A 22386-nucleotide genomic window follows, 5' to 3' on the forward strand; every position below is an offset into this window, starting at 1 on the left:
GGGATAAACGGTTCGTTCCGTACAGAGAATTTCCGGGAGGAATGGCGCGACCCTCCTTCCGGGAAGGCTTACCGTGCGGTTCGACTGTGGCTAAGGATAGCCGCAGTTACTAGCTCAAGGAGGGTTATATGATTATTAATCACAACCAGAGCGCCATGTTTGCCAATCGCCAGCTTGGTGTTACGCAAGCCGATGTAGCGCGGAGCATTGAAAAGCTCAGCTCAGGTCAGCGTATCAACAAAGCCGGTGATGATGCTTCCGGACTCGCGGTCTCCGAAAAAATGCGGGGCCAGATCCGGGGTTTAAATCAAGCGGAGCGCAATATTCAAAACGGTGTGTCCTTTATCCAGGCTACTGAAGGGTACCTTCAGGAATCCCAGGATATCCTGCACCGTCTCCGGGAACTGTCCGTACAGTCCGCCAACGGTATCTATACCGATGAGGATCGTATGCAGATTCAGGTTGAGGTTTCCCAATTGATCGATGAAATCAACCGCGTAGCGAGCCATGCTCAATACAACGGTATGAACATCCTCACCGGGTCCTTTGCCCAGAATTCCAGTGTTAACCGGATAATGCAGCTCCAGGTCGGGGCCAATATGGATCAGAACGAACAGATCTTTATCGGTACCATGACCGCTCAGGCTCTTGGTTTACAGACCACCCAGGGTGAATCGGGGAGTATCTCCATCGTGTCCCCTGAGGAAGCGAATGCAGCTATCGGCTCCATAGATTCTGCTTTGAAGTTAATCTCCAAGCAGAGGGCCGATCTTGGCGCGTATCAGAACCGTTTTGAAATGGCTGCGGAAGGGATCAGCATTGCTGCTGAAAACCTCCAGGCCGCCGAATCCCGGATACGGGATGCGGATATGGCGACCGAAATGGTTGCCTTTACCAAGGATTCAATCCTGTCCCAGGCGGGGAACGCTATGTTGGCTCAGGCCAATGTGCAGACCCAGTCGGTGTTACAGCTCCTTGGTTAATGTTTCATAACCATTTGGTGTAACAAGAGGCTTCTGGACGTCGTCTTTTGGAACCCGGGGACGGAGGAGATCGCGCCCTTCTCCGCCCTTTTTTGAAAGCAGCGATTCTCCTTATGAAGGAGAATTATTTCAATAAGTATGTAATGGGAGGTACCTATGGGTACTGTAATAGCCGCTGTGGGTGTAAAACCCCAGCAGGAACTCCCCCAGGACAGAGGATTCGCTAAACAAACGCGGATACTGGCGGCAGCAAAGACCGCCGCATTAGAAAAATTTGAAGCATCCCTGCCGGGAAATCGGAATCCATCGGAAAAAGTTCCCCTGGATATAGGACCTACCGTCGCTGACCTTGAACGGGTCACCCTGGCGTTAAACCGAAGACTTAAATTCGAAGTGGATCACCAGTCCCATGAAGTAATCGTCAAGGTCATTGATGGCGAAACCGATAAGGTGATTAAGGTACTTCCACCGGAAGAATTGCAGCGACTGCATGACAACATCAAGGAAACTATTGGTTTCTTATTCGACGAGAAGGTATAAGCTGCTAGCCTGAACCGGTTAAGCAAACCCGGTTCAGGCCGACAGGAGAAGCAAGCGGGGTATGTCCGACATTTACGTGCCCGGAGTAAAAAGCCGGTTTAATACCGATAAACTCATTGAAGACCTTATGCAGGTCGAGCGGGTTCCCAGAGACCGCGTAGAAAAGCACGTCGATACCCTTCAAACACAAAAAACATACTGGCAGGAAATGGGCCGGCGCATGAGTTCCCTCCGGGAGAGCGCCAGGCAGCTTTTTTCATTTCAAAACCCCTTTAATGAACGGATAGTGGTTTCCCAGGACGATTCGGTTATTACCGCCACCGCCACCAGGGAAGCGGCGGAGCAGAAGCACAACTTTACGGTAAAACAGGTTGCATCTGCGGATCGTTTTATATCCGCCCCTTTGCCGGAAAACTACAAAATAAACGGGGGAACCTACGATTTTTCCATAGGGGAGGATCGGATTTCCTTTAACTTCCGGGGGGGCACCCTCCGGGAATTTTCGGAAGCCCTGAACCGCCGGGGCAAGGATAAGATCCAGTCCAGCCTTATCGCCGTGGAAACCGGGACCAGATCCCTGCTCATCGAATCCCTGGTAACCGGGGAAAAAAACCGCCTGGGCTTTTCCGGGGATTCTGAAGCCCTGGCCCTGAACATAGGCATGGGTGAGCGGACAAATGATTCCACCGTAGACTTTGTCCTCCGGGATGCCACGGTACAGTCCAGGCGGGCTGCGGAGGCTTCCCTGATCAAGGTGGCGGAAAATACCCTCAGTGTTGCCGCCGGTGGAAGGGCCATTATCACCCCTCCCACCACCATCCCCTCAAGCCCCAACCTGATTATAAGCTTTGAAACCCTTACTACCCTGCGGAGGGAGGGGGCCGTTGTGATACCTCAGCCACCTCCGGGGCCGGAGATACCTACTTCGGGGTCCGCCAGCTACGGCGGCATCACCGTGGAAAACGATCTTTCCGAAGTCAATATGCCCCCCTGGATTCCCCCGGAAGCTCCGGCCCGAATGGATGACCTGGGGGTACTGACCTTTACCTATACCGATGGGACATCCACCATACTTCCCCCTATTACTGATTCTACTGATTTCAAACCCTACCAGTTCCAACTACAGGATATCGCGGGGGATAAAACTATTGTCTCCCTGGAATTGGTGAACAACAATACCCATCGGGATGTGTCAATCAAAAACATCCGCATCTACGATCCCAATGCATTGGGGGGATTCACCCCCCGCAGCCCGGTTTCTGCGGCGGCGGATGCCCTTATCACCATGGACGGGATCGAGATCAGGCGGCCCACCAATAATATTGACGATCTTATCCCGGGGGTTACCATAACTCCCCGGGCTGTTTCTGACCGGCCACTTACCCTGGGGGTACAGCCTGACCGGGAGGGGATCAAAGACAGCATTATCTCCATGGTGGGGAACTATAACCGCCTGTTAGCGGATATAAATGTATTAACCAGAAATGACGAACGGATAATCCAGGAACTGAGCTACCTTACCCCTGAGGAACAGGAAGAGTACCGGAAGAAGCTGGGGGTATTCTCAGGGGATTCAACCCTGAGCCAGTTTAAAAATACCCTCCAGAGGGCAGCTTCTTCCCCCTACCCCACTTCGGACAGCCCAATCCTGCTTTCCCAGATTGGCATAGGCACGGACGTCCGCCGTTCCGGGGCTTCAGGGTATGACGCTTCCCGGCTGCGGGGCTACCTGGAAATAGACGAAAAAGCCCTGGACGCCGCCCTGGAAACCCGTATACCCCAGATACGCCAGCTATTCGGATTTGACAGCGACGGGGATCTTCTGGTTGATTCCGGGCTTGCCCACACTATTGATACCCTTGCCAGGCCCTATGTGGAAACCGGGGGGATCATCAGCCTAAAAACCGGTACCATTGATTCCCGGGTGGACCAGGATCAGCGGCGGATGGAAACCCTGGACCGGCAGCTTGCCAGCAAAGAGTCGGCACTCAAGATGCAATACGGCCAGATGGAAGGGGCCTATAACCGTATGGAACGGATGTCCACTTCCCTGGATCAGTTCAGCCAGAGGGCGAATAATAATAATAATTAGCAGGTAAGGGTATGAAAATTACAATCGACGGAAAACCAGCGGATATTATCCTGGAAAAAGAAAAAACCTTAGGCGACCTTTTAGGCGGCATTGGGGAATGGCTTTCCGGGTCCAGGTATTCCCTGAGTGGCCTGCGGATAAACGGTGAAACCACCGGCGCGGCTTCTCTGGAAGCGGCCTTTGACCGGGATCTGGGGGAGTTAGAAACCCTGGATATTGAAACCAGCAGCCTGCCCCAGCTCTTAGCCGAAGCTCTGCTGGACATTCAGAATAAAATTGCCGCCTATGAAAACGCTTCCTTTGAAGAACGGCGGAACATACAGCAAAATTGGGAAACCGGCCCCTCGGCGAGTTTTCTAGCGGAACAGATCCCGGATATCTACGGGTATGCTGCCCAAACCTTCCGGGGTGAAGGCTTTGCCCCTGAATCTCTCTCTTCCCTGATTGAAGAACGGCTCCGGGAACTCCGGGACCCCGGGGCGGAGTTAGGCCGTATAGAGCAAGCGGTGGAGAGCATTGCCACGCGCCTTGAGGACCTGCCCCTGGATATTCAGACTGGAAAGGATGGGCGTGCCGCAGAAACGGTGCAGCTTTTTTCGGGAATTACAGAAAAAATCTTTCGACTCCTCTCTTTCCTAAAACTGGAAGGCTTTGTTACCGATACTTTAGTCATAGATACTGCGCGGGAAACTCCGTTGCAAGTAGCGCGGGGAACTTCGTTGCAAGTAGCGCGGGGAACTTCGTTGCAAGTAGCGCGGGAAACTCCGTTGCAAGTAGCGCGGGAAACTCCGTTGCAAGTAGCGCCTTTCAGCGCTTTTATCGAAGATTTCAGCGCCGCCTTAAAGGAACTTTTGGCGGCCTATGAGGTAAAAGACGCGGTTTTAGTGGGAGATTTAGCGGAATATGAGGTGGCGCCCCGTTTGCGGGCCCTGTATTCGGCAATCAAAACTCCGGCTGCCGCCGCATCTTAATCAAAAGGAAGGGTCCATGTTCCCGGGGATGACATTTTATCTACTTCAGGATGTATATTTTGTCTCCTTCGGTGACAGGTATCCCTGGGCAGGCCCTGTCTTAGGGGTAAGCTTTGGGGGGTTCTTTCTTTTTTTACTAATCCACGGCCTTATCAAGAATCGAAGCGGCGCAGGGGCTCCCCGGCGCTTCAGCTTTTTTGCCCTTTCAAAAATCGCCAATTCCTACGGGCTGAGCAAACCCCAGAAAAAGGTGTTGGAGGATATTTTCAGAAGCGATGCGGTGAGCGATCCCATCTCGGTTATACAGAGTACCCCCCTGCTGGATAAACACTTTAAGCGGGCGTACCGGCGCATTGAAAATACTGCGACCAGCGATGCTGTTGCCCAGCAGCAGATAGCCCTGCTCTTTTCCACCAGAAATACCATCGAGGCTGTGCAGAATACTACCGCCACCGCCACTTCTACCCGGCAGATCCCCTCGAACATGGCGGGGGTTCTTGCGGTGGGAAAGGAAACCTATCCGGTCAGGGTGGTCAATTCTAAAGGGGATTCGGTGCTGGTAGAAAGTCCCAAAAATTCCTTGGGCAACCCCATACGTATCCCCACTGGAACCAGGGTTGCCCTGTCATTCTTTACCAAGTCCAGTAAGGGCTACTCCTTTGATTCCAAAATACTGGGAACCATGGATACCCCCAAGGGGCAAAATTTACAGCTAGCCCATGCTGCACGGGTTAAACCCCTGGTTCAGCGGCGTTTCCGGCGGATTCAAACCGCTACCCCCTGCATTTTCCACGTTGTTTTAGTAAGCGAAACAAGGGTGGGCCGTAAAATGGTTAAGAAAATGACCGTAGACAAATACCGGTATACCGGTACTATCATGGATCTATCCATAGGCGGGTGTTCCATGCAGAGTTCCGCGAATATACGGGCCGGTACCAGGATTAAGCTTGAATTTGAATCCGGAGATACTGCGTCATTGGCGGCTCTGGGACAGGTTCTCAGGATCAACCGGGGCGGAAAATACACAACCATACATGTAAAGTTTATCAAAGTACCCCGCAGGGCGCAGAATTCTATTAATGCCCTTGTTTTTGAATATAATGATGAATGATCGGTAGGCAGGGCTGTAGCGCTTCCCGAAAAATTAAAAGGTAAGGTGAGGGCGGGATGAAGATAAAACAGATTAGAGATATTGTTCGAAAAGATGTCCCAATATACTACCGGCGTCTGTTTAACGGCGTCCTTGAGATTGAGGTTATGGGCAAAAATCTAGAACGACAGATAGATTTTACCATTGAAACCCTGCCTACCGGTATGAACCAGGTTTCGGTGACCATTGCTGAACCGGTTGACTATCCCCTGGTTCCCCTGATGAAGGAACTAAAACAGTTTATTTCCGACTTGGACGAAAACGGAGGCCTTCCTGGCTAGTTTTGTTTCTTCTTCCCCGGAAGAAACCATGGCTATTGGAGAAAGGATCGCCGCTAATCTGAAAAAAGGAAGCATAGTCGCCCTCTATGGAACCTTAGGCGCCGGGAAAACCTGCATTACCAAGGGTATTGGCCGCTTTCTTGGCATTGATGAAGCGATAACCAGCCCCAGCTATACGATTATTTCCGAATATACAACCCGCCATCCCGATATTTTGCCCTTTTACCATATTGACGCCTACCGCCTGGAAGGGGATGATGACTTTATCGCCCTGGGGGGTGAGGAACTTCTCTTTGGAGAGGGTATTTCGGTGATTGAATGGAGTGAGCGGCTAAAGTCTACCATACCCGCCGGGGCAATTACCGTTACGATTACACTGCTTGAAGATGGACACCGCCATATCACCATTGAAGGACTGGAAACGCTGAAATGAATATACTTGCCCTGGATACTTCCTCGCAAGTTCTGTCCGCCGCCCTTTCAAAGGGAGAGGATGTCTGGTATTTTGAGGTGGACGGAGGCCTTCGCCATGCGGAACTGCTCATGGATGTCCTGGACCGGCTCCTGGGCAGCGCCGGCCTGGAGAGCGGAGATATTGATCTGGCGGCCTGTATGAAGGGCCCCGGGTCCTTTACGGGGCTGCGTATCGCCTTTGCGGCAGTAAAGGGCCTGGCCCTGGCCCTGGGTATCCCCATGGTTTCGGTCCCGACCCTGGACTGTTTGGCCGCCCCCTATGCCTCATGGCCCGGTCTGGTCATCCCCGCCTTGGATGCAAAAAAGGACCGCTTCTTTAGCGCCCTATACCGGGAAGGGGAACGGCTCGGCGATTTTATGGACGCATCCCCGGAAGAAATCGCCGCCCGGATCAGGGCCCTCTCAGGCGGGGACGCACAGGCCGGGGAAAATGTGATGATTACCGGGCCTGACGGGCCTCTATTGTATGAAAAGCTCAAAACGGCCTTTGGGCCGGGACTTTTTTGCGACCCGGGTGGAAAACGGGGAAGGGCCCGGGAACTATTGGACATCATTTTGAAAAGGGGTATAATTGGATCAGAAGAGGAGTATTTTTCCGGGCCCCTTTATTTACGAAAGAGCGATGCGGAATTATCCTTTGGCGCCAAATGATGCCTCTAGGGAGCAAGCTCCAGGGTATCTCTAAGCTTGTATTATTTGAGCGGAGGCTCGTTCGACAAGAAGTTCATTAAACCAGATTCACGAATAAAAAAGTTGGGATTTATGCAGGATATACAAAAAACGGAAGAAATTCCCGATAATGAAAAATTGGAAACCCTGGATGTCCTTGATGCGGCGGAAGTGGAGGACATTGAGACTGCGGACGCTGCTATCAGGGTTTCTCATACTCCCTCAATGGAACTATTTGAAAACAGTATATTCCCGGTTTTATTTATAGATCAACATCTGAAAATAATCTACGCCAATCCGGGATGCAAAAATATGTTTCCTTTTTCAAAACTCGTAGGCAGCTATTTTGTTGATACCTTCGGAAAATTCTTTGAATTAGAAGATATACGAAAAATCAGAGATACTGTTATAAAGGGGGATAACGGATTTTCCTGGAAAGGAAAAGCCCGGATAAAGTCCCGTGAAATTGTTACGGTTCAGACAAAAGTATATCTTTTCGCCGCAGAAATGAACATCAAAGCCCCTGAGAATTTTGTGATCATGTTTGATGATGTGACCGAAGAGAACCGCCTTCTCCTGCGCTCAGTTTTTATGAGCCTCCTGGAGGCGTCGAAGCTAAAAGATAATGATACGGGTCAGCATATCTCCAGGGTAAACCTGTATTCTCGCTGCCTGGCAGAAGAACTGCACCACAAACCGGGGTATGAACGGGTGGATGCGGATTTTATTGACAATATAGGATTCCTGGCGTCCATGCACGATGTGGGAAAGATAGGCACTCCGGATGATATTCTAAATAAGGAAGGCCCCCTCTCGGACTGGGAGTGGTCGGTAATGCAGGAGCATACCAAGAACGGCGCCTTTATACTTTCTACTTATCCTAATCCTATGGCAAAGGATATCGCCCTGTGCCACCATGAAAAATGGAACGGCACAGGGTACCCCTTCCAGCTGGAAATGGATCTGATACCCCTGTCTGCCCGGATTGTAGCCATCGCGGATGTGTACGATGCCCTGAGAATGCGGCGGAGTTATAAGCCCCCCTTTGACCATCAAACGGCGGTTCGCCAAATGATGGAAGGAAAGGGAACCCATTTTGACCCTACCCTGCTTGATGTGTTTTATACATCGGCGCCCAGGTTTAATGCACTCTTTGAGAAAAACAAGGATACGTGACCTTATTACAGAGGATCCCTTTTGGCACCAAAATCCAATTCCGGGAAAACCGGCTTTGATTCTGCGGCAGCTTTGTTTTCCGCCTTTATGGCGTCGAATACTTCCTGGCGGAATACCTTTACTGTTTTTGGGGCATCCACACCGATACGCACCTGATCTCCCCGAATTTCAATGATGGATATAGAGATATCCTCACCTATCATGATCTTTTCATTGATTTTTCTGGATAGTATCAGCATGTGCCCTGCCTCACCGCCGCAAGTTCTTCTATGATGTCATGCTTTGTTTTCCACCGGGGATCGGTTAACACAGCCTGCTTACCCGAGCGGATGTCTCTGTTGATTATCAGGGGCCCCTGAAGATTAGCAGTCATGGGGCTGCCGCCGGAAGGGATGGTAACAATGGAAAATATCAGGGCTTTCTCCGGGCCGGATAGGCCTATATCCTTAAGCTCCTCATCGTTAATGTCCAGTTCATAATCGGGTCTGAACAGAAATGGGTTGATCAGGATGAAGGCTATCTGTTCAACCTCCAGGGACTGGAGCCAGTAAAAGGGCTGCCGTTCCGCATCAAGGAGTATATACTCCTTAAAAGATTCAAAGCCCAGAAGGCCCAGGGGAAAACTGATCCTTTGCCGTTCATCAACTTCAATCAAGCCATACGCTTTTGTTGCGACCTTCACGGTATACTCCTAATACTGCGCAGTTTAACTAGCGCAGGAAATCTAGCAAGGTTGGGGGAAGAACCTTGGCGGCGGTCTGTAAAGCCGCCTTATGGGCAAAGTCCATCATGGCTAAATCGGTGGCCGCAGAGGCCATGTCAAGCCCTGCTTCCCGGGAAAAGGCGGCGGCCACATTGGGTATTTCTTTGTTTAAGCGCTGCCAGGTCGCTTCCGCCCGCTCTTCCCGGCTGCCCAGCTCGGCCAGACGGCTTTCCATATTGGACAGGGCAAGGTCCATGCCGCCTATGCCCTGGCTGCCCGCAAATTCCGTGTCCCCCCGGAACAGGGCGTCCCGAAGCCGGATAACCATATCAAAGGCGGAACCACCTGAAACCCGGGCAGAAGGGTGCCAGTTGGGCGCCCCGGGATCAACAGAATTACTAATGACCCCTAAGTCTTGCAGTATCCGGGAATCCTGCCGGTCTTCCAGGCGGATCAAATGAGGGTTGGTCCCCTCCAGGGCAATACCCTTGGTCATAGGATCGATGTATGCTTTTACCGGCGCGGAGGATTCGTTGATCTTCGCCACGATTGCAGGAAGACTGTCCCCGGCGCCGACATTGATTTCTTCCCCGTCCACATAAAAGGCACCGCTTTCGGTAACCCGGTAATCGGAAGCATCAAAGGTGGAGAAGATCTGCATATTCTCAGCCCAGAAAACTTCCCCGCCCCCCATATCAAGGTCGGCGTAGGCGCCTTCGCTCACCTCGGTCCTCCGGGTAGCCCCGGCGCCCCGGTATTCCACCCGGACCACCACGTTTTCACCGCCCCCGGGAACGGTTCCTTCCACCATGCGGAAGGGCTCGGTAAAGGCCTTGTCCCCCGCAAAGATCTGTTTGCCGTCGGGTCCCATAGCGTTAGAAACCGTAACGATCTCCTTGAGCAGTTCATTCACTTCCTGTGCCATGTATTTCATATCCTCAGGCGCATAGGTACCCTGGGCTCCTTGCACTGAAATTTCTCTAATCCGCTGCATCACATCAATGGCCTGCTTCATATAGTCGTCGGTGATCCGGTAGTGATCCTGTGCGTACTGGGTATTATTCTCAAAGCGTTCAAGCCTGGTAAGGTAGGAATCGTAACGTACCGCATGGGAAGCTGCCAGAGGATCATCCCTGAGCTCGTTTATCCGGGACTGGTTGGCTATCTTTGACTGGACCTTGCTCAGCCCTTCTTCCTGGCGCCGCAGATAGTACTGCATATCCGTATTAGGCATATCCGTCGAAACTCGTCTCATACAAACTCCTTCTTAACACTGTTCATAAGGGTTAGTTGATATTCAGTAATACTGAATATCAACTAACCCCCATTCTGTTAATAATAGTGTCCAGCAATGTGTTCACCGTGGTGATAAACCGCGCTGCCGCCGCATAGCCGTGCTGGTACCGGATCATTGCCGACAACTCTTCGTCCACATTTACCCCGGAGACAGACGCCCGCATATCCTTAAGGGTTTTCATGGCCAGGTTCTGGGTTTCCAGCTGCCGGCCGCTCTGCTCGCCCAAAAGGCCGATACGCCCCACTGCATCGGCGAAGTAATCGTCAAAGGTGCCCTGGCTGCCCACCATGACCCGGGTGTTCCGGATGGCGGCTATTGCCATGGCAGCCTCCCCGTTACCGGGATTGGCGGAGCGGCCGTTTTCGCCGAACCCGGCGGCCACAGAATTGACATCCCGGAGCAGGGCCGGGTTAATATCGATCCACCCGGAAGGATGGGCCACCGGCGCCACCGAATAGTCCTGCACACCCCCACTGAGAGCGGCACTGGCATCCGCCTGGGCCCAGTTATAGGCCCCCGCAGGCCCCTGCCCGTTTAACACCCCGGCATACCCGGTGAGAAAGTACCCCGAATCCTCAATGTGACGGATCACAAAATCGGGGTTGCTCGGATCTTCTGCGGGAGTCCCTTTCAGGGAAAGAAAGCCATCCCGGTTGAGCCGGGCCACCACTTCTCCACCCGCATTGTTGATACGGGTAACTACTTCGGTCACTGTATCCGTAGGATAGTAGGGAACCTGCACATTTCCTGTGGCCCCTGAAAGGGAGATAGTTCCCTCAATGCCCAACTGAGCCTGGGGTTCCAGGGCATTGGTACCGTTGATACGGAAAATATAGGAGGAATCAAATTCCCCGTCCCCATCCCGGTCATAGTTTCCGTTAAGGTTAGTAACAAAGGGATATTCCTGGAAGAATTCCTGCCCCGTAGTACCGTTAAGGCCGTAGCTTTCACGGTGTATCTCATTGACCAGATCCACAAAGTTCATGGTCATATTGTCCAGGTTTTGTATTTCCGACTGTATGGTATTGTCCCGGAGATCAAGCAGCGCAGCCAGACTTCCGCCGCGAAAGTGGGCCTCATCCCTGGTCTCACCCCAGACGATCCGGGAATAGCCTTCGGTTTCGATACCCTGTTCCAGGTCGAACTGGCGGCCGATTTTTCCCTGGACCAGCACAAACCCGGAGGTGTGGACCATAAATTCATCCGGGTCCCGGCTGTCCACGGTAACATCAATTATTGAGGAAAGCTTGTCCACCAGAAGGTCCCGGCGGTCCAGGAGGTCATTGGGATTGTCCCCCTGGGCACGCACCTTTTGAATTTCCTTGTTCAGCCCGGCGATCTGTTTGGAAAGATCGTTCACCCGGCCTACGGTGAGCTGTATATCCTGGTTCACCATATCCTGTAGGCCCTTCAGCCCTCGGTACCGGTCATGGATGGCGTCTACCATGGTTTTGCCCCGTTCAAGCACCGCTTCCCGGGGGGCGGTATCTGCAGGGTGCCTGGAAAGTTCCTGCCAGGAATCCCAGAAGGCGTCCATACGGCTCCGCATGGAATTATCCCCCACTTCCATGTACAGCTGTTCCATCATGCGTACATAGGGGTCCCGGGCGGTCCAGTACCCTTCCCCGGAAGCCCGGGCAACGATCTGCTGATCCAGAAGCTGGTCCCGGAGCCGTTCAATCCGCTCAACCACCGTGCCCTGCCCTATCTGGCCGGGGGTCTCCTCCCGGTTCAGCCCCGGGAGATAAATGGGCTCAAAGGGGGAAAATTCCACTCGCTGCCGGGAATAGCCCTCAGTTTCCATGTTGGAAAGGTTATGCCCCGTGGTATTCAGGGCCTGCTGATGGGCGATAACCGCCCGCTTGCCTATTTCAATTCCCGAAAAGGTAGATGTCATGGTTTTTCTCCTTACAGACTCTGGTTCAGCACCAGGCTCCGGGGCGCAGGGTCAGCCTGGACCCCCTGCCTGGTATAAAGCCGGCCCTTACGTTCAGGGAAAACCTCTTCCAGGAACCCACTCACAATAGTCTGGGCTTCGCTGAGGTAATCCGTAAGGGAATCATTAGTGAACCGTACTTCCAGGGTTTTCATCTTGATACGCCGGTATAATTCGGAAAGTTCCCGCCGTTCAGGCTCGGGCAACCTGGCGGCAAAGCTGTAAAACCCCACCCCTTCATGGTTAAACCCCATTTCCTTTGCCAGATCGGTGAAAATCTGCACCCTTTCCTGGTCCAGGGCTTCAAATTCATCCCCGATAGCCGCCAAAGAACCGAGGTATCCCTCAAAATCGGCCCATTCCCGGCCAGTGACTGCACCTTTCACCTGTATCTGCAAGCCCCGGATCTTCTCCAGAAGCTCAATTTCCTGCTTTAATATGACCGAACATTCACCATATTCCATATTATACCTCTAATAGTGTATCGGCATTCCAAAGAGAGCGGTTAAGGGGATTTTTCCCGGGCCTGACGCTGGTTGCCTTCCAAAAGAAGGAATAATCACAGATATCACGGGTTAATTAATGAATGATTCTTACTATCTTGTCGTTGTCCCAGTAATGATTTATAGGGTGGATGACGGGGTTTGAACCCGCGACGACGAGATCCACAATCTCGGACTCTACCGCTGAGCTACATCCACCATGAAACATGTTCTCTAATAATTGCTTAAATTGCCTGCCTTGTCAAGGCGTGTAATAGTATGCCACATTCCGGGGTTCTAGGTTGTTAGGGCTGCTAAGGTATCAGTTCCGCCCCAAGCTCAAAGGCCTTCTGTTTGTGCTGGGGGAAGACCTCCTCCCGGCGCTTCTTCCGGGCCGGCTCGTCAAACATGGTCATCTCGTATTTGGAATAGTCTGTGGTCTGCCAGGTTTCGGTGGAGATCAGGGTTTTTGCCGGGCCCAGGACACGGTCAAAAAGGTCCTCGTAAGCTTTGAATTTGGCTGTATACCCTGCAGATTCCAAAGCGGGCTCGGGAATGTTCATGGTGTAAAGCAATAACGAGGGGATACGCCGGGTTAGAAAGGTCTTTTTTTCTTTGCTATAGGTAATGTACTGGAAGGTAAGCCGCTCAACTAAGGCCCGGACAGAGGCGGTGACTTCGCTGATATAGATGGGGGAGCCGATGATAAGGGCGTCACAGCCATGGATACGGTCCAATACAGGTTTAAGATCATCCCCAGCAGCGCAACGGCCCAGGCTCTTGCCGCCCAGCTTTTTACAGGCAAAACAGCTGATACAACCCTTGAAATTCAAATCGTACAGGTTGATAAGCTCCGTTTCTGACCCCCTGGATGCGGCGCCTTTCAGGGCTTCCTCCACCAGGATATGAGTATTCCAGCCCTTGCGGGGGCTACCGTTAATGGCGATAGTTTTCATTTCAAACACCTCTCTTTGCCTATACTACTGCGGCGCCGGTTTGAAGCATAGAGGGATCTTGCCGGATTGACGAAAGAGCGTCTTTTATGATAATTTCCATAAACCGGGTTTTCAAGCCTGTCCAGGCTAAGTCCGGGCGCATAGCTCAGCTGGTTAGAGCACCACGTTTACACCGTGGGGGTCAGAGGTTCGAATCCTCTTGCGCCCAAAACATTACATTTTATAGAAAAAATCACTTTTTTTACTTGACATTTATTTATACAATATATATCCTAGTATTTATATAGTATTTATATGTTGAAGGGATTGCCCCCACTCTCCTCCATAAACAAGGGCAGTCTCTTCAACTTTTTTAAGGAGCGTCTTTCAGCATACCCGCTATTACCCCGTAAACCTGATCCGTAAGGCCCCGCTTTTCATCGGCGGAAATCTCAGCAGTTGCGATGGCAGGGGCATAGCTGACCGAAACCGGCCCTGTCTGGAGACGGCCGGTTTTTTCAAACACCTCATAGCTGCCGGCTATAGCCAAGGGGACCATGGGACACCCGGCCTTGGTGGCTAATTTGAGGGAACCTGATTTGAAAGGAAGGAGACCCTGGCCTTTGCTCCGGGTGCCCTCGGGGAAGATGATCATGGAGCCACCGGCCTTGATTCGCCCTATCCCCTCGTTAATGGTACCCACCGCTTTCCGTATATTCTTCCGATCAATGAAGAGCCCCCCTATAAGCAGAATCCAGATATTAAGGAAGGGGATAAGGGCCAATTCTTTTTTTGCGATAAACCCGATTGGGCGGCCCACAGTAGCCAGGATCAACACAATGTCTAAGATACTGTTGTGGTTGCCCACCAGACAGAACCCGCCTTTTCGGGGCACATTTTCTGTTCCACGAATAGTAAGTTTGCAGCCCGTTGATGCCAGGGTCACAATAGCCCAGCCCTGGGCAATCTTATAGGTCAGAAAACTCATCTGCTTCTTTAAACCCAGGGAGCTTAAAAGAAAAGCTATAATCCCGAAGGGAAAAACGAAGAGCATGGACAGGCTGGTAACAAAAAAAACAAAGATCGTTCGCAATAAAACCATAGGGGACTCCTTATAGAGAATCTCTAAAAACTTCAGTTTTTAGAGGCGCCCAGGGTTACGGACAGTGTTTCCAGATCTGCCCGGGCAGTTTTGCTGTCCTTCCAGATAAAGGCCTGTATCCCCAGGGAACGGGCCTTATCAACATTAACGGCTATATCGTCAAAAAAAGCCATCTCTTCCGGCTCTAAGCCCAGGGCGGAAAGGGTTTCCCGGTAGATCTTCTCTTCCGGTTTGATCGAATCAACTTCGCAGGAGAATATCCCCCGATGGGGCAGCTGGAACACGGGTATATTTTTCCGGGCCATGGCAAGAAATTCATGAGGCATGTTGGAGAGTATCCCTAACTTCAACCCTGCATTTTTAACATCCTCCATGAGCTTCACTGTTTCGGGATTTATCCTGGACCAGCTTTTCAGATCAATTGCCACCATCTGTTCCAGGGCTGTCTCCGCCGGAAAAACCCCGGCCTTTGCCAAAAAGCCCCGGTAATATTCAATCCCCGTCAGGGTCCCCCGGTCATATTCGCCCCGGGCCGCCCAGAGCAGGGGCTCAAAACGCGGCCTTTCCATCCCCGCAATAGCCACTAGCTCATCTATCACCCCCGTATCCTGGGGTAAAGAAATTACATTCCCAAAATCAAAAGCCACACCTTTAATCGACACTAGCTTCTCCTTCAAGTTTTTATCAGCCCGCTAAAGCCGCCAGCTTTTCACGGATGAATTCGCTCTTTTCTTTTAAGCCTATGCTCCCGGTCTGTAATATCAGCACATTGGGGGCCTTAGGATCAAGCTTAACCCGGCCTGAAGATTCCTTCATGAGCCGCAGGAGCCGGTCTATTTTTACCCTGGAAACCTTGCCAAATTCAACCTTCACCGAACCGCCCCGCTCCCTGAGGGAGAACACCGAGATGTCCCGGCAGATGATGCGTATTTCAGCCAGGGCCAACAGGGATGCGGCCTCGTCCGGGGGGGGGCCGAAGCGGTCCATAAGTTCCCCGTGGAGGCTTTCCAGTTCATCCCGGGTTTTTACTGCGGCGATCTTCTTGTAGACTTCCATCTTTTCCTGAGCCCCGTCTATGTAAAAATCCGGAATGAACCCCGTGTATTCCAGCTCCAGCAGGGTTTCTGTTTCCGCCTCGTACTGGGAATTTTCCAGCCGCCGTACCGCATCGTCCAGGAGACGGAGGTAGAGGTCAAAGCCCACAGAATAAATATCCCCGGACTGTTCCCGGCCCAGGAGGTTTCCGGCGCCCCGGATCTCCATGTCCTTCATGGCGATCTTGAACCCCGAACCCAGCTCGGTAAAGTCCGAAATAACCTGGAGCCGCTTCATGGCCAGCTCCGACAGGGCCCGGTCCCGGGGGTAGAAAAGGTACGCGTAGGCCACCCGGTCGGACCGCCCTACCCGCCCCCGAAGTTGGTACAGCTGGGACACCCCGTACATGTCCGCCCGGTCGATAATAATGGTGTTCACATTGGGAATATCGATGCCGTTCTCAATAATGGTGGTGGACACCAGGACATGGAAGCCCCCGTGAATAAACCGGTGCATCACGTCTTCCAGGTCCTGGGCGTCCATTTGCCCGTGGGCGGTTTCCACCAGCATCTCCGGCGCCAGATGTTCTATCCGTATCCGGGTTTCATTGAGGCTTTCCACCCTATTGTGCAGAAAGAATACCTGCCCGCCCCGCTCGACCTCCGCCCGTATGGCCGCCGCAAGCCGGTCCTCGTTGTATTCGCCGATTACCGTTTCAATGGGGTGGCGGTTATTGGGAGGGGTTGCCAGGAGGCTCATGTCCCGGATCTTGAGAAGGCTCATGTGGAGGGTCCGGGGTATGGGGGTGGCGGAAAGGGTCAGGCAGTCAACATTGTGCTTGAGTTCCTTGAGACGCTCCTTGTCCTTCACCCCGAAACGCTGTTCTTCGTCAATAACAATGAGCCCCAGGTCCCGGAAACTCACATCCTTCTGGATGATCCGATGGGTCCCCACCAGTATATCTATTTCGCCCTTCTGTACCGCTTCCAGGGTCTTCCGTGCTGCGGCCCGGTCAACGAAGCGGGAGAGCATACCCAGGCGTATGGGAAACTGGGAGAACCGTTCCTGGAAATTTTCAAAGTGCTGTTCCGCCAGTATCGTTGTGGGGGCCAGAAACGCTACCTGCTTGCCCCCCATGACAGCCTTGAAGCAGGCCCGCACCGCCACTTCTGTTTTGCCGTACCCCACGTCCCCGCAGATCAGCCGGTCCATGGGGTGGGTGCTTTCCATGTCGTCCTTAATCTCCTCCACACAGCGGAGCTGATCCTCGGTTTCGTCAAAGGGAAAGGCCGCCTCAAACATGGTCTGCCATTCGCTGTCCTGGGGAAAGGCAAAACCCCGGGAAGCCTTGCGCTTGGAGTAAAGCTCGATTAGTTTTTCTGCGATATCCTCAACGGATTTCTTGACCCGCCCCTTGCGGTTTTCCCAGCTTTTGGAACCCAGCTTGTCCATCCGTGGCGGGCTGCCTTCGTTGCCGATATAGCGCTGAACCAGGTTGACCTGCTCAATGGGGACAAAGACGATTTCTTCGCCCAGGTATTCCAGCTTGATATAGTCCCGCTCGTGCCCCAGGGCCTTTATCCGCTCAATCCCCTTAAAAAGCCCGATGCCGTAGTTTATGTGCACCACAAAGTCCCCAGGGTTAAGCTCAACAAAAGTGTCAATAGCAACGCTGCGCACCTGCTTGAGAGACCGGGGAGGCCGTTTCCGCCGGCCGAAAATCTCGTTTTCCTGGACCAGCATAAATTTACTGTCCGGCAGGGCAAAGCCCATGGAAAGGGGCGCCGCGGCGACAGTAACCTTCTCGTCCTTGAAAAGCTCGGTCAGCCGCCCCGCCTGGGTTTCCGATTCTGCGGCCACCACCAGTTCCCAGCCCTGGGCAGCCAAAACCGAAAACTCTTCCTTGAGATAATTGATGTTGCCAAAAAAACTACGCGGGGGATCGCAGGATACCATGATCCGCTTGGCCTCAGTTTCGGCATTCCCCTTAATAGTCATGAACGACACCTGCCGGGGCAAACGTCCCGCCAGGTCCGCAAATTTCAGCAGTATCCGTTCCGGCGCCGGGACTTCCCGCTCCCGCAAAGCTTTGGTATAAAAACTGTGGTATTCCCGTTCCAGGGATTCCTGGGCGTTCTCCAGCCGTTCCCGTTCCAGATAGCAAACCCCGGCACCAGGCGCAAAGTAGTCCGTCAGCGCCGCTGCCCCCCCTTCAAAGGCCAGGGGGAAAAACAGTTCCTCTCCGCCGGCGCCCCGCCGGGTCATCAGCTCTTCAAGCATGGCCCGGCCCTGATTGGCAAATTCCGGAAAGGATGCCAGGTTCCGGCTCAGGGTCTCTATACGCTCATCGGACCAGACCACTTCCTTCAGGGGCCGGATCACCAACTCGCCGACCTTTTCCCGGTCCCCCGGCCCCAAGCTGCTCTGGTCCACCGGGTCAAAACGCTTGATGGACTCCACCTGGTCAAAGTCAAAGAGGACCCGGTAAGCCGAATCATCCCCGCCCATGAGTATGTCCAGCACCTCCCCGCGCAGGGCGAATTCCCCGTGGACCTGGACTCGTGGAACCCGGATATACCCGTAACCCGACAGGGTCTCAGCCAGGGCGATAGTATCGATTTTACCACCCGGTTTAAGAGTAATGAGTAGGCTGCGGATATACTCCGGGGGCGGCAAGGGGGTGAGGAAGGCCCGTTCCGGGACCACCACAATGCCCCGGTTCCCCGGACCCGCTTCTATAGACCTGGCCAGGGAGCCCAAAACCCGGGTGCGCTCCCCGAATACCGTGGAAAGGGGGGCCATTTCCCGGTAGGAAACGGTTCCCCACCAGGGAAACAAGGCCACCGGGACACCCAGGGTTTCCAGGTCCGTGGCCAGCTCCGCCGCCTCCCGCTCCGAGGGGGTCACCGCCAACAGATTATCGTGATTGGTCTGGAACAGGGCGGACAGGAGTATTGCCCCAAAGGAGCCCTCGGCGCCCTCTATCTCCAGGGGGAATTTGCCCCCCTTGAATTCGTCCAGAACCCTGGAAACTGCGTCGGAAGCGACTATTTTTTTTAAGAACGAAGGAAAGGATAAGGCATTCATACCAGTTTATAGTAGTTTGACATAAAATTTCAGTTTTGTTAGCCCCCCGGGGGCGGGGGTAACTTGTCCGGGCAAGAATTTGGGAGTATGCTTAACTGAAAAGCGGATGGAGAAAATACATGGAATTACAATACACCTACTGGCAGGAAGATGATGGGTGGTATAAAGAAAACCAGAGGGCATTTTATGAAAAAGTCTGAAATTGCCATGTATACCAAGCTATATCAATATCTTCTCATGCTCAAAGACCCATTGTATGTTTTCATCAGCCAAATACTCCAGCACCTTTCCCCTGATTTATGGTGGGAAAAATATGTCGTTCCCTACATAGAGGAAAAATATAACAAGGATTACAAACACCTTGATTTCCTTGATTTGATAAATGTCCTCTATCATAATTGGCAGCCAATAAAAAGTTATATCAAGAAAAATTATTCAATACCTGATTGTGACAGGTACATCTATGTGATAAGCGATATGCACTACATCCGCAATTTTGTTTCCCACACAAGGGAAACAAATATGTCCCCTTATAAGTATAACAAGCATCTGGCCACCATCGTGGATTTTGCAAAATTTATACATACAGGCGAAGGGCTGGTCTCCACATTGGAAAAAGAGGTCCAAAAATCCAATCAGGACTATACTTTTACTGTGTATAATACAGAATCAAATGTGAACAGGGAAGAATTGATTTATTTTATTGAAAAGAACGTGCTGTCTAAAGCCGTGGACAAAGGAGATGTCCTTGACCCAAGTATACGGGAAAGCCTCATCCGGACAAGCATTCGGATCAAAAATATGAAAACAACCGATGAAATCCTGAGTTTCTTTAAAGGTGCCTTAAAATCTCCCAGAGGCCAGAAAGTCCGGGATGAATTACATGCCCATGGCTTAAAATCCTTCGAGGATATATATGATGAAATTGCTCAAAAATATACCCCTAAATAAGGTATAAATCGGCTATAGTACTAATATCTTCAAAAAATTCAAAATTTTTAAGCAAATTTCTTGCTAAAAAAATAAAAAAACGGGGTAAAATAGGCAATATTGTTTTGAGAAAATAATCTGGCATGATAGAATTGTATTAAGAAGCTATATAGGGGTACTCCATGGATCATAACGAAAATTTAGAAGATTTGAACCGTTCTGCTGAATCCGGCTCAACTGAAGAGGCATCAATAAAGCGAGCCAAACTGAGGAGGCTACAGATGGAAAAAGCAAAGAAGGGCGACAAGCCTGGGGTTTATGGGTGGGGTTCGGTTTGGGGTTTTCAGAATGGGATTAGCTGGACACTGCATTTGTGAGATTAGTTGGGAATTGACGAGGCTGGATTAAGTTTTTCATAGATAAAAACTTAGGTACAAATAGGAGGAAGTCAAGATGGCAAAGAAAATGATAAAATCATTGGACAAGGATAGGGCTTATTTTGAGAATGAGATACAAAACATTAATGATAAAGATAAACAAGAAGTATTTAAGTTCAAGATTACGATTATCAAAACAAAATTACCTGCCGAAGAAGTAATGGGCATATTGCTAACAAAAGGCAACAAAGATTTCCTTTTGAATTTATTAAGAAAGCTCATTGGTGAAACTGCAAGTGCGTTTTTACGAGCTGGTTCCCCCGATATCGCCGATCAAAATAGTTATTATCGTTTGGAATATTATGACTGGGATAAAAAGAATGGCGATCATGCAGACATACTATATCATGAAATTGTAAAACTTATAAATATTTATGCTCCATTTTCCAAACAGTTAAATATGGGCAATAGTATTTATTCAATTCGGCAACAAGACGAATATCATGGTGATAGTGGTAGATGCATGGAGCAAGATATTTATACAGAATGGAATTTGGAAAACCGACAGTCACTCTTTACAACACAATATAAAAATTGTTTTTTCAATTACTTTGAACATCCCCTGCTTAACAGTTTTTTTGATTTAGGAATTAAATTTTGCTATGATAATATCAATAATATGTATTTTGATTGCTATTTTGTCAATATACTCAAGATGACCAATATTTCTTTTACTAAATCCCACTGTGGTTTTTACGGATCTCATGAAATATCCCTATTTGAAGATTCAGAAGATGAAGATGAAGAGGCATTTAAAATTATTCTTGATTATTCAAAGAAAACCAATTTACAATATATTGGCATTTCTGATAAAAAGAAAAACACACTTGGCGAAGTCACAACAAGAGGTGATGAGGATGGAAATACAAGTATTATAATTTCTGAAACACTTGGAGAATTTAACCATGAGGTAAAAAAAGGACGCGTTTTAAAAGCAAATATCACTTTATATATGTATCCTATTTACCGATTTTCAGAAAACTATCATATTGATCCCGAAGATCTGATGAAAGTAGTTTATATTCATGAGCTAACACACATGGCTGTTATAATGGGAAAAATCACGATAAGTAATACTATTTCCGGTTTCCAAAAATCATCAACTTTGAGTACTGAATACCCTACTTCCAAATATCATGAAACATATGCTCAGTTTTTTACCCATCAATTAATAAAAAACGATAAAAGGCTTTTAAATGTATTTCTTGTACTAAATGAACAACAACCATCTGAATATAAAGAATGGATAAAGTATGAAAAACACACAATAAATTCATTTGTTTTAGAAAAGGTTTTATGCCAACAATGACAAATCCTACATAAAAGAAGGAAACGATGAAAAACAAAGTTAAAATGCACAACTTGAAAAAAGATGATTACTTCTCCTTAATTGATGATAGCGTAAAATATGATACCAATAAGGACATTATAGAAAAATATTTAGATGGGGATAAAGAAGATAGTGAACCTTCTATTCACATTAAAACTCTCAAAGAATATTCAATACCTGAAACCGAGTATCAGCAACTTTTAAAAAAATCACATAGTTTGGCTAAATATGAATTTGGATTTGACCTTCTACAAACATCCTTTAAAAGTTATCAAGAACTTTTTGAAAACGAACAACAAAAAGTCTTAAAATTAACAGATATTGTAACTGAACTTATTGAGAAGGGAGATACGTATGAAACTAAAGAAAGGGTATGGGCTTTAATTACAAAGTTATTAGAGTAAATGATATTAAACGAAGTAGCGACGATTTATTCAGATGATATGATTATTGAAGTTTATCCGGATAGCGGTAAAATAGGGGATCCTATTAACCCGGCATATGCGTATTTAAAAAATTCTAATGGTGATTTTCTGGGAAAATTTTCTATAACAAAACAAGTTCCATTAGACAAATCAATGATTTTTGATTGCCATAAAGAACCAGAAACCGGAAAACTTGTATCTATTCCATCAGAATATAAAGAAAAAATTGTTAAATGGGCCATTGACAAATATCCGTATAATGATGATGAAGATGGCATAATAACAAACTGGGGTGCATTGAAAATTATATTTAGCGGGTTAAACCCAAATATTATGCTTATATAAAATAAT

Annotated in this window: 23 protein-coding genes and 2 tRNA genes; 15 read left to right on the forward strand and 10 right to left on the reverse strand. The window is 49.9% G+C overall.

All coding sequences use genetic code 11. The features are described 5' to 3' along the window. The first annotated feature begins 128 nt into the window (after positions 1–128). From TREPR_RS10125 to TREPR_RS10165, 9 genes are all read left to right on the forward strand, one after another. Entirely contained in the window at positions 129–983 is an 855-nt protein-coding gene (locus tag TREPR_RS10125; protein ID WP_015708222.1) for a flagellin N-terminal helical domain-containing protein, read from the forward strand. A 156-nt stretch (positions 984–1139) separates the two neighbouring features. Then, complete coding sequence (locus TREPR_RS10130; protein WP_015708223.1) at positions 1140–1523, forward strand: flagellar protein FlaG; 384 nt, start codon at positions 1140–1142, stop codon at positions 1521–1523. A 61-nt stretch (positions 1524–1584) separates the two neighbouring features. After that, complete coding sequence (gene fliD, locus TREPR_RS10135) at positions 1585–3615, forward strand: flagellar filament capping protein FliD (RefSeq protein WP_015708224.1); 2031 nt, start codon at positions 1585–1587, stop codon at positions 3613–3615. An 11-nt stretch (positions 3616–3626) separates the two neighbouring features. Further along, a complete protein-coding gene (locus tag TREPR_RS10140) occupies positions 3627–4586 on the forward strand; it encodes a hypothetical protein (protein WP_015708225.1) in 960 nt (319 codons plus the stop codon). A 28-nt stretch (positions 4587–4614) separates the two neighbouring features. Next, the gene (locus TREPR_RS10145; protein WP_245534718.1) at positions 4615–5697 is read left to right on the forward strand and encodes a flagellar brake protein; all 1083 of its coding nucleotides are present in this window, start codon (positions 4615–4617) and stop codon (positions 5695–5697) included. 56 nt (positions 5698–5753) lie between these two features. Beyond that, complete coding sequence (locus TREPR_RS10150; protein ID WP_015708227.1) at positions 5754–6017, forward strand: hypothetical protein; 264 nt, start codon at positions 5754–5756, stop codon at positions 6015–6017. After that, positions 6010–6450: a tRNA (adenosine(37)-N6)-threonylcarbamoyltransferase complex ATPase subunit type 1 TsaE gene (tsaE, locus tag TREPR_RS10155; protein WP_281054610.1), complete on the forward strand. Its 441-nt coding sequence runs from the start codon at positions 6010–6012 to the stop codon at positions 6448–6450. The genes TREPR_RS10150 and tsaE overlap by 8 nt, the downstream gene beginning before the upstream one ends. Further along, the gene (gene tsaB / locus TREPR_RS10160) at positions 6447–7142 is read left to right on the forward strand and encodes a tRNA (adenosine(37)-N6)-threonylcarbamoyltransferase complex dimerization subunit type 1 TsaB (protein WP_015708229.1); all 696 of its coding nucleotides are present in this window, start codon (positions 6447–6449) and stop codon (positions 7140–7142) included. Before tsaE ends, tsaB begins: the two co-directional genes overlap by 4 nt. Before the next feature lie 111 nt (positions 7143–7253). Further along, on the forward strand, positions 7254–8336 hold the full coding sequence (locus tag TREPR_RS10165; protein WP_169313419.1) for an HD domain-containing phosphohydrolase: 1083 nt from the start codon (positions 7254–7256) through the stop codon (positions 8334–8336). A 5-nt stretch (positions 8337–8341) separates the two neighbouring features. On the opposite strand, the gene csrA is transcribed toward TREPR_RS10165, so the two are convergent. The 7 genes from csrA to TREPR_RS10200 all read right to left on the reverse strand — a co-directional run bounded on the left by csrA (position 8342) and on the right by TREPR_RS10200 (position 13710). Continuing rightward, positions 8342–8575, reverse strand: coding sequence for a carbon storage regulator CsrA (gene csrA / locus TREPR_RS10170; protein WP_015708231.1), 234 nt, complete (start codon positions 8573–8575; stop codon positions 8342–8344). Beyond that, positions 8569–9018, reverse strand: coding sequence for a flagellar assembly protein FliW (gene fliW, locus TREPR_RS10175; protein ID WP_015708232.1), 450 nt, complete (start codon positions 9016–9018; stop codon positions 8569–8571). Before fliW ends, csrA begins: the two co-directional genes overlap by 7 nt. Positions 9019–9046: 28 nt before the next feature. After that, positions 9047–10294 (reverse strand): flagellar hook-associated protein 3, encoded by a 1248-nt coding sequence (locus tag TREPR_RS10180; RefSeq protein ID WP_015708233.1) that lies wholly within the window; start codon positions 10292–10294, stop codon positions 9047–9049. 58 nt (positions 10295–10352) lie between these two features. Beyond that, positions 10353–12233, reverse strand: a complete 1881-nt coding sequence (flgK, locus tag TREPR_RS10185) for a flagellar hook-associated protein FlgK (protein ID WP_015708234.1) — start codon at positions 12231–12233, stop codon at positions 10353–10355. Between the two features lie 11 nt (positions 12234–12244). Next, entirely contained in the window at positions 12245–12736 is a 492-nt protein-coding gene (locus TREPR_RS10190; RefSeq protein WP_015708235.1) for a hypothetical protein, read from the reverse strand. 165 nt (positions 12737–12901) lie between these two features. Beyond that, positions 12902–12973, reverse strand: a tRNA-His gene (locus TREPR_RS10195). Between the two features lie 95 nt (positions 12974–13068). Next, positions 13069–13710: a flavodoxin family protein gene (locus TREPR_RS10200; protein WP_041611132.1), complete on the reverse strand. Its 642-nt coding sequence runs from the start codon at positions 13708–13710 to the stop codon at positions 13069–13071. Positions 13711–13844: 134 nt separating this feature from the next. Here TREPR_RS10200 and TREPR_RS10205 point away from each other — a divergent pair. Continuing rightward, positions 13845–13918: transfer RNA gene (locus tag TREPR_RS10205), tRNA-Val, on the forward strand. A gap of 144 nt (positions 13919–14062) precedes the next feature. Here TREPR_RS10205 and TREPR_RS10210 read toward each other — a convergent pair. Genes TREPR_RS10210 through mfd form a run of 3 tightly spaced genes read right to left on the reverse strand, consistent with a single transcriptional unit; the run spans position 14063 to position 18913 of the window. Further along, positions 14063–14791: a lysophospholipid acyltransferase family protein gene (locus tag TREPR_RS10210; protein ID WP_015708237.1), complete on the reverse strand. Its 729-nt coding sequence runs from the start codon at positions 14789–14791 to the stop codon at positions 14063–14065. A 32-nt stretch (positions 14792–14823) separates the two neighbouring features. Beyond that, positions 14824–15453 carry an HAD family hydrolase gene (locus TREPR_RS10215; protein WP_015708238.1) on the reverse strand — a complete coding sequence of 210 codons (630 nt, stop codon included), beginning with the start codon at positions 15451–15453 and terminating at the stop codon, positions 14824–14826. Between the two features lie 22 nt (positions 15454–15475). Further along, positions 15476–18913 carry a transcription-repair coupling factor gene (gene mfd, locus TREPR_RS10220; RefSeq protein ID WP_015708239.1) on the reverse strand — a complete coding sequence of 1146 codons (3438 nt, stop codon included), beginning with the start codon at positions 18911–18913 and terminating at the stop codon, positions 15476–15478. 186 nt (positions 18914–19099) lie between these two features. Between mfd and TREPR_RS10225 the strand changes: the two genes are divergently transcribed. The 5 genes from TREPR_RS10225 to TREPR_RS10245 all read left to right on the forward strand — a co-directional run bounded on the left by TREPR_RS10225 (position 19100) and on the right by TREPR_RS10245 (position 22380). Then, positions 19100–19864 carry a Swt1 family HEPN domain-containing protein gene (locus tag TREPR_RS10225; RefSeq protein ID WP_169313420.1) on the forward strand — a complete coding sequence of 255 codons (765 nt, stop codon included), beginning with the start codon at positions 19100–19102 and terminating at the stop codon, positions 19862–19864. A 161-nt stretch (positions 19865–20025) separates the two neighbouring features. Next, complete coding sequence (locus TREPR_RS10230) at positions 20026–20220, forward strand: hypothetical protein (protein WP_015708240.1); 195 nt, start codon at positions 20026–20028, stop codon at positions 20218–20220. Positions 20221–20296: 76 nt separating this feature from the next. Further along, positions 20297–21589, forward strand: a complete 1293-nt coding sequence (locus TREPR_RS10235; RefSeq protein ID WP_015708241.1) for a hypothetical protein — start codon at positions 20297–20299, stop codon at positions 21587–21589. A 26-nt stretch (positions 21590–21615) separates the two neighbouring features. Further along, positions 21616–22014, forward strand: coding sequence for a hypothetical protein (locus TREPR_RS10240; protein ID WP_015708242.1), 399 nt, complete (start codon positions 21616–21618; stop codon positions 22012–22014). After that, positions 22015–22380 (forward strand): hypothetical protein, encoded by a 366-nt coding sequence (locus TREPR_RS10245; protein ID WP_015708243.1) that lies wholly within the window; start codon positions 22015–22017, stop codon positions 22378–22380. Positions 22381–22386 lie beyond the last annotated feature (6 nt).

Origin of the sequence: Treponema primitia ZAS-2 (genome assembly GCF_000214375.1) — a bacterium.
In the GTDB taxonomy this organism is placed as follows: domain Bacteria; phylum Spirochaetota; class Spirochaetia; order Treponematales; family Breznakiellaceae; genus Termitinema; species Termitinema primitia.